This window comes from Mesoflavibacter zeaxanthinifaciens subsp. sabulilitoris (genome assembly GCF_014191595.1).
Taxonomy (GTDB): Bacteria; Bacteroidota; Bacteroidia; order Flavobacteriales; family Flavobacteriaceae; genus Mesoflavibacter; species Mesoflavibacter zeaxanthinifaciens.
In genome coordinates, this window is record NZ_JACHWV010000008.1 from 48,637 (window position 1) to 61,371 (window position 12,735).

Sequence of the window (12,735 nt, forward strand, 5' to 3'; positions counted from 1 at the left end):
GTAAAGATATAATAAATGAACATTTTATTGGTTGGCGAATTTAGCAGATTACATAACTCTTTAAAAGAAGGTTTAGAAAAATCAGGTCATAATGTAATTTTAATTGGAAGTGGTGATGGTTTTAAAGATTTTAGTGTTGACATTGATGTTAGTTCTAAAATCAAAAAATCAAAAATATTAAGCCTTATTAATTCTATGTTTATAAGGTTTTTAAATCTTGATTTTATTAAACTTGAAAACGCTTTTTACTACAACCAAAAAATCAATCAATTAAAAGGTTTTGATATTATACAGTTAATAAATGAAGATGCTTTATTTACTTATCCTAAATTTCAAATTAAATTTTTAGACAAACTATTTTCTCAAAATAAAGATACTTTTCTGCTATGTTGTGGTAATGATTACATATCAGTCAAATACGCTTTAGATGGCAAGTTAAAACATTCTTCCATGACTTCATATTTAGAAGACCAGTCCCAAAAGAAAAGATTTATATACGCTTTAAAATACATAACACCACCATATAAAAAACTACATCATTTTATTTACAAAAATACTAAAGGCGTAATAGCTTCTGATATGGATTATCATATCCCATTAAAAAATCATCCGCATTACTTAGGCTTAATCCCAAACCCAATTAATGTTGATAAAATTGAATACATTCCTCTAAATGTAAATGATAAAATCAACATTTTTCATGGTATTAATAGTCATTCTTCTATAAAAAAAGGTAACAAATTCTTTACTGAAGCATTATATATTATTAAGAAAAAATATGAAGACAAAGTAAATATCATTGAAACTACTAATCTACCCTATAAAGAATACATAAACATTTACAACAACGCTCATATATTATTAGACCAGATCTATGCATACGACCAAGGTTACAATGCTCTAGAAGCTATGGCAAAAGGTAAAGTAGTTTTTACAGGCGCTGAACAAGAATGGCTAGATCATTATAATTTAGAAGAAGATACTGTTGCTATAAACGCTTTACCTGATGTAAATTATTTAGTTAAAAAATTAGAATGGTTAATAGAAAACCCTGATCAAATTAATAAGATTTCTAAAAATGCTAGACAGTTTATTGAAACACATCATGATTATAAAGAAGTTGCAAAACAATACTTAGCAACTTGGCAGAATAATTAATCTTCTTCCTGTTTCTCTGGGATTATACCAAATAAAGAAGAATAAAAAATCATCAAGATAATCCCGTAATACAATACATAAGTTACAAAGTGAGCCATATTTGCACCAACAACTCCAAACTCATCAATCAAATACTGACTTGTAAAGTATAAGGTTGTTACAGAAAAAGCTTCTGTAATTATATAATGCCAAAACATTCGTTTTGCCAAAAATTGATAGGCAATAACTATTGATAGTACTTTGATAAAATCTCCTAAAAGCTGCCAAAAAAATAGGTCTTCTACAGGTTGAAACTCTTCAGTTAAAACAATTAAAACAATAAAATGTCTTAAGAAGTAAATGATAATGAGACCTAATCCAAAAATCGGAATTATAGTCTTATAAAAGCTAAACACTTCTTTTCTAAAGTCTTTAATAGTATCAATTTCAGAAAAACGAGGTAAAATATATAGAGACAAAAGTGTGCTAACAAACATTAAATAGTAGTTAGATATTCTGTTCATTGCTTCCCAATGTCCAGCACTTTCTACTCCTACATTATCTATAATATAATTTCTTATAAATAATGCTACTAAAGGTAAAATAATGGCAGAAAACAAAGCCATTCCGGAATATGAACTTAGCTTTTTAGTTAACTTAAAACTAAACTTACTAGCTTTAATTAATGGTGCCAAGTTTTGTCTATTAATAATCCCTACAAGCGTAATTAAAAAGATTATAGACTCTGCAATAGCAACAGCTGTTAAGGCTCCATCTATTCGGTTTTTCCAAATTAAAAGAATAGTAATAATGGCTCCTAAAATCTGACCAAAAATGTTGAATATGATTAAATATTTATATTTAGAAAAACCATTCATTATAGCAAAAGCCAACGTGTTTAATGCATAAAAAGGTAGTGCTAATGCTAAAATTTTTATTATGTATGTGTAGTTATTATAGGCTTTAAAAATGAAGTCGTTTATGTACTCTGCATTATAATAAATTAAAAAACTTAGTAAAAGAGTAGAGATAAACCCTAAATAAAAAACTGTAGATAGTATCTTAGAAAGTTTTGTCCTGTCATGCTTATGTTGTGCTATATATTTAACAACACCTTTGTATAGACCTAAAATAGATACAGACTGTACAGAACCTACAAAATTACGAAGGTTACCCACTAGTGCCATACCTTCGGCACCAATAAAAATAGCCATAAACTTTGACGTTAAAAATCCAGCTATAATTTTAACAATCACAGATACTGAATTAAGTGAAGCTACTTTTAATAAAACATTATTATTAATATAGTTTAATACTTTTTTCAATTAGTAATCATTAAGGGTTCTAATAACTTGATCTACTTCTTTTTGAGTCATCACAGGACTAATAGGTAGACTAACACAAGTTTCGTGAATTTTTTCTGTTATCGGAAATTTTAAACTATTTAATCGATAAAGCGCTTTTTGTTGGTGAGGAGCTGTAGGATAATGTATAGACGACTCTATTTTGTTAGCTTTTAAATAATTAACAAAATCCTGACGATTTTCTACTAAAACAACAAATAAATGAAACACGTGGTTTGAGGAGTAATCATAAAACGGTAATTTGATTTTAGGATTATTGATTTCGGATAAGTAACACTTTGCTATCTCTTGACGTCTTAAATTATCTGCATCTAATTGTTTTAATTTAGTTGAAAGAAACAATGCCTGTATTTCATCCAAACGACTGTTACTTCCTACAAATTCGTTAACATATTTAGCTGAAGATCCGTAATTTCTTAACTTGAAAATCACCTTCGCTAATTCTTCATTATTTGTAGTAACAGCACCAGCATCTCCTAATGCGCCAAGATTTTTTGAAGGGTAAAAACTAAATGCTGCAGCATCTGCTAAATTGCCTGCTTTTTTTGAATCTGCTGTTGCACCATGTGCTTGTGCTGCATCTTCAATAACTAATAAATTTTTATCATTAGCCAGTTTATTTATAGAATTCATATCGCACAACTGCCCATATAAATGAACGACTAAAATTGCTTTTGTTTTAGTTGAAATATGCTTATCTATTTCTAATACATCAATATTAAAAGTTTTTGCGTCTGGCTCTACTAAAACTGGAGTTAAACCAGCATTAATTATAGATATAATACTTGCTATATAAGTATTTGCAGGAACAATTACCTCATCTTTTGGCTGTAAAAGTCCTAACTCTAGATAACCTTTAAAAATCAATTCTAAAGCGTCTAAACCATTACCTGTTCCTATACAATATTGCGTGCCGCAATAGGTAGCAAATTCGGTTTCAAACTGTTTTACTCCTTCACCAAGAATGTACCAACCGCTTTTTAAAAAAGCCTCAAACTTTGTTTTAAATTCGGTTTCAAAACGTGCGTTTATTTTATGTAAGTCTAGAAAACTAATCATCAAACTCTAAATTAATTATTGACTGTTCAAATATGGTACAACCTAATTCCTCCTTCTGCTTCTTTAAGCCAGGATTATACCCTAAAGGTGTTTTTGCAAACGCTGTACCCATAGAAAAACTTTGCTTACCTTCTTTTTGATACAAATTGATTAAGTGTATGAAAAGATAATCCAATGCTCGATATTTTTCTCCTAGAGTTGTAGTTGCTCCATATTGTGATTTTACAACATGGTCTTTTTCAAAAATAGTTATACCTGCTAATAAAATATTATCTAAATAAATATTAAATTGTTTTATGTTATCAGGAAATAGATTAGATAAATATTTAATTTCAGAAAGTGAATGAACTGGTTGTGCTTGGTGTTTTTCTCTTAATCTAGGAATTAAAACATCATTCCAAAACCGGTCAAATTGATTTGATTTATCTATTATAAAATGATGCTTATTATTCCTGTACTTTTTTAATTTATTTTTATGTATCGTTAACTTTTTAGTTAAATCTACTGCAAAAACCATTTTAGTCTCTTCTACCTGTTCATTAAAACAAGTAATAATTTCATTATAGAGATATTTTTGTTTGTAATAAAATTCAGGAATTGATTTAATCTTTAAAGACTTAAAATTTTGCTTTTTTAAAAATACACCGACCTGACTTATAATATCTACTAAACTAGTGAAGTCTTTAATATTTTCACAAAACACAAATCCGCCATAAGTTAATCCCTGATGAGAAAACAGCTTATCTTCTACTCTATTTGCCGGCAAGACAGCAACAAGTTTTTTATCTTTAAAGACCATTAAAGAATAGTCTTCAAATCGGTCTTTATGGTAATCCATAAAATGACGATTAAAAAGAAATGTGCCATTTTTGGATTGACTTATAAAGTCATTCCAAAGCTTAAGATGTGATGCTGAATATTTTAGTACAGAATAAATAAAGTAACTGTTTTACAGCTTTGAAAGTACTAATTTTTCTTTAAAAACGCATAATAAAAGTTAACGCAAAAAATTGCTGCGTTTGCTATAATTATAGGCAAACCAACTCTAACAGTTGGTAACATAAACCCATAAATTATAAATAATGTACAACCAATCATGTTAATAATTCTTAGTCTTTTTACGTTTTTCATTGTAAATGAAAGTAAGACAAAAAAAGAGGCAAAATAGCCTATGTATTCTGTTAAAGTTATACCGAATAATTCCATTTATTTTTCTTTTAAAGTTTTTACATCTCCATTAAGATGCCAATCAAAATAGGTTAAAATAGCATTGCTTAAATAAAATACATATTTGATAACATTAGCTAAATTACCTTGAATAAAATTCTTTACTATTTGAGCAAAATTATAAAATGTCCAGACTAAAAAGGACTGTTTGTATTTAAATACAATACCAACATTTCCTATAATAGATATTCCAAAAATAATTGCAATTGTATGTTTAAAAATTGGATTGGTTATTGTTGTACCAAACCAATAAAACCCTAAATATACAAGACTATACGATATTATAAATGCAACAATAAATAATATCCAATATCTAAAATCTGCATTTTTAATACGTTCGCCTTCATACCATTTTTTTGTAGACAGTAACGCTAATCCAAAGGTTAAAGGATAAGTTATTATAGCTGAATGATTGCCAAATAAATAATCTATAACTCCAGAATTTATAGTCGTAAAAATCCAAATTACGTTACCTATATTACTTTGTCTAACTAAAAAACGTGTCGCTAATAAAGAAAATGCCGCACCAATAATTGATAAAATTCCTATCGGGAAAGCACCTTTTTCTATATAGCCCCATAAACTAGAAAAAGGTATCCCAAAACGGATACCTCCTTCATAATATATAGTTTCATGAAAGTTTCTGTAAAGCGTAATACTAACTACCAAAACTACTCCTAGTACATCTATATATTTAGAGTGTACAATGCGCCTAAGCAAAGGATTTGATATGGTAGTATCGGTCACTTTTTACAAAGCTTTATTACGCTTACGCTCTACTTCTTTTAATAAAATTTTACGTAATCGTAAGTGATTTGGTGTTACCTCTACATACTCATCTTTTTGTATGTATTCTAAAGCTTCTTCTAAAGAAAACTTAATTGCAGGTACAATTTTAGCTTTATCGTCTGCTCCTGCACTACGTACATTACTTAACTTTTTAGTTTTTGTAACGTTTACAGTCATATCATCTTGACGAGAGTTTTCTCCAATAACTTGACCTTCGTAAATATCTTCTCCTGGATCCACAAAAAACTTACCTCTATCTTGTAATTTATCAATAGAATAAGGAATAGCTTGACCGTTTTCCATAGATACTAAAGATCCGTTTTGTCTTTCTGGAATACCACCTTTTACTGGCTGATATTCTTTAAAACGGTGCGCCATAATAGCTTCTCCTGCAGTTGCTGTTAATAATTGGTTACGTAAACCGATGATACCTCTTGACGGAATGATAAACTCACAAACCATACGGTCTCCTTTAGCTTCCATACTCATCATTTCACCTTTACGCATCGTTACAAGCTCTACAGCTTTACCTGATACTGTTTCTGGTAAATCGATAGTCATTTCTTCAACTGGCTCACATTTTACACCATCAATTTCTTTAATGATTACTTGTGGCTGACCAATTTGTAACTCATAACCTTCACGACGCATCGTTTCGATTAAAACCGATAAGTGTAATACACCACGACCAAAGACCATAAATTTATCGGCACTATCAGTCTCTTGTACACGTAAGGCTAAGTTTTTTTCTAACTCTTTTGTTAAACGGTCTTTAATATGTCTTGACGTTACAAACTTTCCGTCTTTACCAAAGAAAGGCGAATCGTTAATCGTAAATAACATACTCATTGTTGGCTCGTCAATTGCAATTGTTTTTAATCCTTCAGGATTTTCGAAATCGGCAACAGTATCTCCAATTTCAAAACCATCAAGACCAACAATAGCACAGATGTCTCCAGTTTGTACTTGATCTACCTTTATACGACCTAAACCTTCAAAGACGTGTAATTCTTTAATTCTACTTTTTACCTTAGAACCATCACGTTTTACTAACGTAATTTGTTGGTTAACTTTTAAGTCGCCACGTGTTAAACGTCCAATAGCGATACGACCTGTAAAGCTAGAGTAGTCTAAAGATGTGATTAACATTTGCGTTGTTCCTTCTTCAATTTTTGGTTCAGGAATATGCTCGATAACCATATCTAATAATGGTTCGATGTTTTCTGTTTGTTGCTTCCAATCTTCACTCATCCAGTTGTTCTTTGCAGAACCATAAACTGTTGGGAAGTCTAATTGCCACTCTTCTGCACCAAGTTCAAACATTAAGTCAAACACTTTTTCGTGTACCTCATCCGGCGTACAGTTTTCTTTGTCAACTTTGTTTACAACTACGCAAGGTTTTAACCCTAAATCAATAGCTTTTTGAAGTACAAAACGCGTTTGTGGCATTGGTCCTTCAAAAGCATCAACTAATAAAAGTACACCATCTGCCATGTTTAAAACACGTTCTACTTCTCCACCAAAATCGGCGTGACCTGGTGTATCAATAATATTAATTTTAGTGTCTTTATAAGTAACCGATACGTTTTTAGAAGTAATCGTAATTCCACGTTCACGCTCTAAATCGTTATTATCCAAAATTAAATCACCAGTATTTTCGTTTTCTCTAAATAACTGACAGTGATACATAATTTTATCAACCAGCGTTGTTTTACCGTGGTCTACGTGCGCAATAATTGCAATGTTTTTAATCTTAGCCATAAATAGTGCCTTATTTTAAGCGTGCAAAGGTAGGTATAAATTATATATATTCAACACTTTATTTTTTAATTGGGCATTACCCTTTGTAACAACGCCTTTTTTTAGACTAAAACAAAGATTATTAACAGGTTACTAAGGGTCGCGCTTTCAGAAGTCGCAATCAAAGATGTGCTCCAACAATTCTTCAATCGCTAATGCAAGTGTTTGCCAAGATTATTTATTTCAACTAAAAATAAAAGCCTATTTATTTCGGTCATTAATAGTATCTTTGTAGCATCTAAAACTATAATAATGACACTTCAAGACATACCTAAAATCAAACATACAGATAGTAATAACTTCTTTTTACTTTGTGGTCCTTGCGCAATTGAAGGCGAAGACATGGCTTACCGCATTGCCGAAAAAGTAGTTAGCATTACCGATAAGCTAAATATACCTTACGTATTTAAAGGTAGTTTTAAAAAAGCAAATCGTAGTCGTATTGATAGTTTTACAGGTATTGGCGATGAAAAGGCATTAGAGATTCTTGCTAAAGTGTCTGAAAAATTTGATGTCCCTACCATTACAGATATACATGAAGTTAGCGATGCTGCAAAAGCAGCACAATACGTAGATGTATTACAAATCCCAGCGTTTTTAGTACGTCAAACCGATTTGGTTGTTGCTGCTGCAAAAACAGGAAAAGTAGTCAACCTTAAAAAAGGACAATTTATGAGTCCTGAAGCGATGAAACACGCTGTACAAAAAGTAAAGGATGCAGGAAGTGATAAAGCTTGGATTACCGATCGTGGTACTATGTTTGGTTACCAAGATATGATTGTAGATTTTAGAGGTATTCCTACAATGAAACACTATGCGCCTGTAGTTTTAGACGTTACACATTCTTTACAACAACCTAACCAAAGCGCTGGTGTTACAGGCGGACGACCAGATATGATCGAAACTATTGCGCGTGCTGGCGTTGTAAATAATGTAGATGGTTTATTTATCGAAACACATTTTGATCCAGCTAACGCAAAAAGCGATGGAGCAAACATGCTACACTTAGATAATTTAGAAGGTTTACTAACTAATTTGGTAGCGATTAGAAAGTTGGTGCAGAGTTTTTAATTAGTGACACCAATTACACGAATTATCACTAATTATATTTCTAATATAGTTGTTTATAAAACTACGTCAGTTCGAGTGTTTTTTATGCAATTTTAAATGGAATAAAAAATGTATCGAGAACTTTAAGTTTATACTTCTCGATACAATTTTACTTCGTTACTCTTCGTAAAATCACTCGAAGTGACAATAATGAATATTACCTTTGATGATAGAGCTATTTGTTTTTCAATACAACTCACTAGCAGCTTTCAATACATCAATAAAAATGTTATCATTTATAGCATCTAAAGACGTATATCTAAGTGACATCATTTTTTTACGATTTTCGGTAATTTGATGTTCTTGGTGTATTTTAATTTGTGGTCCTTTTACAAAACCAACATCTACAAATTGCTTTTTATGACTGGCATTGAAATAACAAAAAGGCTTTCCTTTTAAGTAGTAAAATGGGATTTTATACTTGTATTTTAATTCTATTTCTGGTAAAGTGTGTTCTACTAAAATTTGTAAATGCAATAAAATAGCCCGAAAAGGTTCGGGCTGATTTAATATATATTGTTCTGCAGGATTCATTTTAGAAGATGGCTAAAATACCAATCACTAATAAAACAATTCCGATAATCGCTTTAAAAGGCATTAACTTTTCGGATAGTTTTCTTAATGAATTTTCAAATGCTGGCGCTTTGCCAAACACGTGTGTAAGCAGTAAAATACCTCCAAGAATACTTATTATACCATATAAACTAAAATGACCGCCAATAAGTCTTAATATTGGTATTACAACTAATGCGCCACCAATTATGGTTTGAAAAGGTGCTAAAACACCTGCTATTTTATTAAAAAAATCACTTTCTCCATCCCATTTATCTAATGTTGACAGACCTAGCAAAATTCCTCCAGTAATATTTGCTATAATTAGTAATAACCCAAGCATATCTTTGTTTTTTAGTTAGATTTAAATTTAATAAAAAAATTGAAATGCTTGCTATATTTCAATTTTTAAAATTTTAGCAATCTTTTACTTGTTATATTCAAAATAAAAACTTTACTTTGTTTTTCAAAGTACTTTAAAATATGAGTAATAAAGATTATTTAAAAGACATTAGCGAGATAAAACACTTAATGAATAAGTCGTCTCGTTTTATTTCATTAAGCGGTTTATCTGGCATTTTAGCTGGCGTATATGCGCTTATTGGCGCTGCGATTGCATACTACATTGTAGCAAATTCGGTTAGAGGTTATTTAATTTTGGATGGAAATGTATTTAAAATTTGTGCAGCTATTTTAATTATGATTGCCGTTTTAAGCATAGGAACTGGCATTTTTCTAACTACTAAAAAAGCAAAGAAAAACGGCGAGAAAATTTGGGATAATTCCTCTAAGCGATTAGTCATAAATTTTTTAATCCCATTAATTGTTGGAGGACTTTATATTTTAATCATTTTAAATCAAGAACGCTATGGGCATACTGCTGCACTAATGCTTATTTTTTATGGGCTAGCATTAATAAATGCGTCAAAATACAGTATTGGTGATATTAGATATTTAGGCTTTACCGAAATTATTTTAGGCTTAATTTGTGCCTTAATGCCAAGCTACGGATTTTGGTTTTGGGTGATTGGTTTTGGATTTATGCATATTATTTATGGTTCGATAATGCACTTTAAATATGATCGCTAAAATGAAAGCTTTTAAAAAGAAATATATAATCGTTGCTATTATAGTATTTTTGTTGTTTTTAATTTGGGCAGAATTAGCTGTAGGCATTTTTAATTCGCCATTTGCAGGAAGTTAAATGAGTATAATTAATAACATAAACAAACTATTTGATCACCGTATTAGACTTGGCATTATGTCTGTATTAATGGTTAACGAGTATGCCGATTTTAATACTCTAAAAGAACTTTTAGACGCTACAGATGGTAATCTTGCTAGCCACACCAAAGCATTAGAAAAAGCAGAGTATATTAAAATTGAAAAACAATTTATAAACCGAAAACCAAACACACGCTACAGCGCTACAAAATTGGGACAAGCGGAATTTAAAAAACACATTGAAGCTTTAGAAAAATTAATTAAAAACACATAAATCAAAAATTTTTACAAACACACTTTGAAATTCAAAGTACTTTAAAATATAATAAATGAGAAGATACAGGAAAAATCTAGTCGCCTTTCTTTTTGAAATCACACAAGGTATTTACACCAAGTATTTCAAGAAAAACAAACCTTGGAACTTAACAAAATTAGATCTTTTAAAATACACTAAAACAAGTTTTGGTTACAAGCTTGGCGTGTTTTTAGACCAAAATGGTTTTGATTTAATACCTAAAGCAGAAAGGCATGACGCATACCATGTAATTACAGGCTACACAAGTAAAGAAGAAGATGAAATTGCATTGCAATATCTATGTTTTGGGAACGGTAAAAGAAGCTTATACCTGTATGGTGTTGTGTGTTTAGGCACAATAATCTTACCAGAATATTACCGTTATTACTTAAAATCTTATCACTTAGGAAAAAACTTAAATAGGTTTTATGATTTAGATTTTAAAGGTTTACTAAAAACAGATTTTCAAACTTTAAAAACATCAATTTTCAATAAAAATCAACTAAAAAATGAAACGCTTAACACAACTATTTAAACTTGGATGTATTTTATTATTAGCGGTTATACTTTGTAATTTTCTAATAAGTTATAAAGCAAAAAACAAAACCTTTGATAACATTAAAAATTTACCAACAAACAAGGTTGGGCTTATTTTAGGTGCTGGAAAAATAACGTCTAATGGTTATGTGAATTTATATTATAAATACAGATTAGAAGCTGCCTATTTACTATGGAAAAACAATAAGATTGATAAAATTTTAATTAGCGGAGACAATAGCAGAAAGGATTACGACGAACCTTCTACTTTTAAGTCGGACTTAATACAACTTGGCGTACCAGAAACCGATATCTATTTAGATTATGCAGGATTTAGAACTTTAGATTCTGTTGTTCGTGCTAAGAAAATTTTTGGCTTAGAATCTATGACTATTATATCTCAAAAATTCCATAACGAACGCGCCATTTATTTAGCAGAAAATTTTAATCTTAACGCAACTGCTTTTAACGCAAAAGACGTGTCTAAACGTTACGGTTTTAAAACCAAAATAAGAGAATATTTAGCCAGAACTAAAGCAGTGATAGATGTTATTATAAATAAACAGCCAAAATATCTAGGTCCAAAAGTTGAAATATCATGAAAATAAATAAAATCTACCTCATCATTTTCATCTGTATTCTTGGTATTGAAATCAGTATTGCATTGTTCTTAAAAAGCGGTTTTATTAGACATACTTTTGGTGATTTTTTGGCGGCTATTTTGGTGTTTTCATTTTTTAAAACATTCAGTAGAATGTCTTATTTAAAAATTGCAATTACCACTCTAATAATTGCTTTTTGTATTGAGTTTGCGCAATATTTTCAGCTTCTAAATTATTTAAATCTTAATCAGTTTAAACTTTTAAGAATTGTTTTTGGAACCAGCTTTAGCGTTCAGGATTTAGTGGCTTATACTTTAGGAGTTATTACCATTTATTTTATAGACTTAAAACTTTTAAACAATGAATAACATAAAACAACTACTTTTTGACCAAAGCAAAATCTTTTCAACGTTTATAGGCTTATCAGTTTTTAGTTTATTTATATTAATGATTAGAATGAAGTTAACCCATTCTTATTACTATTTATTCTTAGTATGGAATTTATTTTTAGCCTTTATCCCTTTTGCTATAAGCACTTATCTATCATTAGATCAAAAACTTAACAACATTTCATTTTTAATTATTAGCATGGTTTGGCTATTATTTTTACCTAATGCACCATATATTATTACCGACTTGTTTCATTTGCAATACAGTCATCCAAACCGTATTTGGCTAGATGTATTAACCATAAGTGCATTTGCTGTTACAGGTATGTATTTTTTCTATCAATCGCTATTGACTATGGAAACGATTTTTAAAAAGAAATTTGGCAAAACAACCTCATCCTACATCACACCTTTAATTATTGTTTTAGTTGCTTTTGGTGTGTATTTAGGTAGATATTTAAGGTTTAATTCTTGGGAAATTTTAAGTCAACCCTTATCCATTTTTGAAAGTATTACAAGTATAATTTTTAATCCTAAAACACATTATAACGCTTGGTTATTTACTGCTCTTTTCGCTTTGTTTTTAGCAGTGTTTTATTATGCTTTTAAAAGTAATAATAATAAAAAAGCTTCCTGATTAGGAAGCTTTT

16 protein-coding genes are annotated in these 12,735 nt (G+C 30.0%); 8 read left to right on the top strand and 8 right to left on the bottom strand.

The features are described 5' to 3' along the window. Nucleotides 1-15 precede the first annotated feature (15 nt). Complete coding sequence (locus tag FHS04_RS12590; protein ID WP_106678940.1) at nucleotides 16-1,158, top strand: glycosyltransferase; 1,143 nt, start codon at nucleotides 16-18, stop codon at nucleotides 1,156-1,158. Here FHS04_RS12590 and FHS04_RS12595 read toward each other — a convergent pair. The 6 genes from FHS04_RS12595 to typA form a co-directional block, all read right to left on the bottom strand. Further along, a complete protein-coding gene (locus FHS04_RS12595; protein WP_027880420.1) occupies nucleotides 1,155-2,462 on the bottom strand; it encodes an O-antigen translocase in 1,308 nt (435 codons plus the stop codon). The genes FHS04_RS12590 and FHS04_RS12595 overlap by 4 nt on opposite strands. Further along, nucleotides 2,463-3,560 (bottom strand): DegT/DnrJ/EryC1/StrS family aminotransferase, encoded by a 1,098-nt coding sequence (locus tag FHS04_RS12600; RefSeq protein WP_106678938.1) that lies wholly within the window; start codon nucleotides 3,558-3,560, stop codon nucleotides 2,463-2,465. Further along, nucleotides 3,553-4,398, bottom strand: a complete 846-nt coding sequence (locus FHS04_RS12605) for a FemAB family protein (protein WP_221184986.1) — start codon at nucleotides 4,396-4,398, stop codon at nucleotides 3,553-3,555. Before FHS04_RS12605 ends, FHS04_RS12600 begins: the two co-directional genes overlap by 8 nt. 128 nt (nucleotides 4,399-4,526) lie before the next feature. Next, nucleotides 4,527-4,766, bottom strand: a complete 240-nt coding sequence (locus FHS04_RS12610; protein ID WP_106678934.1) for a uroporphyrinogen decarboxylase — start codon at nucleotides 4,764-4,766, stop codon at nucleotides 4,527-4,529. Beyond that, complete coding sequence (locus FHS04_RS12615) at nucleotides 4,767-5,534, bottom strand: nicotinamide mononucleotide transporter (protein ID WP_106678932.1); 768 nt, start codon at nucleotides 5,532-5,534, stop codon at nucleotides 4,767-4,769. Nucleotides 5,535-5,537: 3 nt separating this feature from the next. After that, nucleotides 5,538-7,337: a translational GTPase TypA gene (gene typA / locus FHS04_RS12620; protein WP_106678930.1), complete on the bottom strand. Its 1,800-nt coding sequence runs from the start codon at nucleotides 7,335-7,337 to the stop codon at nucleotides 5,538-5,540. 291 nt (nucleotides 7,338-7,628) lie between these two features. On the opposite strand from typA, the gene kdsA reads away from it, so the two are divergent. Continuing rightward, nucleotides 7,629-8,447: a 3-deoxy-8-phosphooctulonate synthase gene (gene kdsA / locus FHS04_RS12625; RefSeq protein ID WP_106678928.1), complete on the top strand. Its 819-nt coding sequence runs from the start codon at nucleotides 7,629-7,631 to the stop codon at nucleotides 8,445-8,447. Nucleotides 8,448-8,672: 225 nt separating this feature from the next. On the opposite strand, the gene FHS04_RS12630 is transcribed toward kdsA, so the two are convergent. Both FHS04_RS12630 and FHS04_RS12635 read right to left on the bottom strand, forming a co-directional pair. Beyond that, nucleotides 8,673-9,020 (bottom strand): DUF1801 domain-containing protein, encoded by a 348-nt coding sequence (locus tag FHS04_RS12630; protein WP_106678926.1) that lies wholly within the window; start codon nucleotides 9,018-9,020, stop codon nucleotides 8,673-8,675. Nucleotide 9,021: 1 nt separating this feature from the next. Next, entirely contained in the window at nucleotides 9,022-9,381 is a 360-nt protein-coding gene (locus FHS04_RS12635; RefSeq protein WP_106678924.1) for a hypothetical protein, read from the bottom strand. A gap of 140 nt (nucleotides 9,382-9,521) precedes the next feature. Between FHS04_RS12635 and FHS04_RS12640 the strand changes: the two genes are divergently transcribed. The 6 genes from FHS04_RS12640 to FHS04_RS12665 all read left to right on the top strand — a co-directional run bounded on the left by FHS04_RS12640 (nucleotide 9,522) and on the right by FHS04_RS12665 (nucleotide 12,722). Further along, on the top strand, nucleotides 9,522-10,127 hold the full coding sequence (locus tag FHS04_RS12640; RefSeq protein ID WP_106678922.1) for a hypothetical protein: 606 nt from the start codon (nucleotides 9,522-9,524) through the stop codon (nucleotides 10,125-10,127). 115 nt (nucleotides 10,128-10,242) lie between these two features. Then, nucleotides 10,243-10,536, top strand: coding sequence for a winged helix-turn-helix domain-containing protein (locus tag FHS04_RS12645; protein WP_106678920.1), 294 nt, complete (start codon nucleotides 10,243-10,245; stop codon nucleotides 10,534-10,536). Between the two features lie 55 nt (nucleotides 10,537-10,591). Then, a complete protein-coding gene (locus tag FHS04_RS12650; RefSeq protein ID WP_106678918.1) occupies nucleotides 10,592-11,092 on the top strand; it encodes a hypothetical protein in 501 nt (166 codons plus the stop codon). Continuing rightward, nucleotides 11,067-11,696, top strand: a complete 630-nt coding sequence (locus tag FHS04_RS12655; protein WP_106678916.1) for a SanA/YdcF family protein — start codon at nucleotides 11,067-11,069, stop codon at nucleotides 11,694-11,696. Before FHS04_RS12650 ends, FHS04_RS12655 begins: the two co-directional genes overlap by 26 nt. Further along, nucleotides 11,693-12,064: a ribosomal maturation YjgA family protein gene (locus FHS04_RS12660; protein WP_106678914.1), complete on the top strand. Its 372-nt coding sequence runs from the start codon at nucleotides 11,693-11,695 to the stop codon at nucleotides 12,062-12,064. The genes FHS04_RS12655 and FHS04_RS12660 overlap by 4 nt, the downstream gene beginning before the upstream one ends. Then, complete coding sequence (locus FHS04_RS12665; RefSeq protein ID WP_106678912.1) at nucleotides 12,057-12,722, top strand: DUF1361 domain-containing protein; 666 nt, start codon at nucleotides 12,057-12,059, stop codon at nucleotides 12,720-12,722. The genes FHS04_RS12660 and FHS04_RS12665 overlap by 8 nt, the downstream gene beginning before the upstream one ends. The last annotated feature ends 13 nt before the right edge of the window (nucleotides 12,723-12,735 follow it).

Excerpts from the sequence above, each read along its gene's own strand:
- FHS04_RS12635 (WP_106678924.1), bottom strand. The coding sequence starts at position 9,381 with ATGCTTGGGTTATTACTAATTATAGCAAATATTACTGGAGGAATTTTG.
- FHS04_RS12600 (WP_106678938.1), bottom strand. The coding sequence starts at position 3,560 with ATGATTAGTTTTCTAGACTTACATAAAATAAACGCACGTTTTGAAACC.
- FHS04_RS12655 (WP_106678916.1), top strand. The coding sequence starts at position 11,067 with ATGAAACGCTTAACACAACTATTTAAACTTGGATGTATTTTATTATTA.
- FHS04_RS12605 (WP_221184986.1), bottom strand. The coding sequence starts at position 4,398 with ATGGATTACCATAAAGACCGATTTGAAGACTATTCTTTAATGGTCTTT.
- typA (WP_106678930.1), bottom strand. The coding sequence starts at position 7,337 with ATGGCTAAGATTAAAAACATTGCAATTATTGCGCACGTAGACCACGGT.
- FHS04_RS12645 (WP_106678920.1), top strand. The coding sequence starts at position 10,243 with ATGAGTATAATTAATAACATAAACAAACTATTTGATCACCGTATTAGA.
- FHS04_RS12650 (WP_106678918.1), top strand. The coding sequence starts at position 10,592 with ATGAGAAGATACAGGAAAAATCTAGTCGCCTTTCTTTTTGAAATCACA.
- FHS04_RS12665 (WP_106678912.1), top strand. The coding sequence starts at position 12,057 with ATGAATAACATAAAACAACTACTTTTTGACCAAAGCAAAATCTTTTCA.
- FHS04_RS12610 (WP_106678934.1), bottom strand. The coding sequence starts at position 4,766 with ATGGAATTATTCGGTATAACTTTAACAGAATACATAGGCTATTTTGCC.
- FHS04_RS12590 (WP_106678940.1), top strand. The coding sequence starts at position 16 with ATGAACATTTTATTGGTTGGCGAATTTAGCAGATTACATAACTCTTTA.
- FHS04_RS12630 (WP_106678926.1), bottom strand. The coding sequence starts at position 9,020 with ATGAATCCTGCAGAACAATATATATTAAATCAGCCCGAACCTTTTCGG.
- FHS04_RS12660 (WP_106678914.1), top strand. The coding sequence starts at position 11,693 with ATGAAAATAAATAAAATCTACCTCATCATTTTCATCTGTATTCTTGGT.
- FHS04_RS12640 (WP_106678922.1), top strand. The coding sequence starts at position 9,522 with ATGAGTAATAAAGATTATTTAAAAGACATTAGCGAGATAAAACACTTA.
- kdsA (WP_106678928.1), top strand. The coding sequence starts at position 7,629 with ATGACACTTCAAGACATACCTAAAATCAAACATACAGATAGTAATAAC.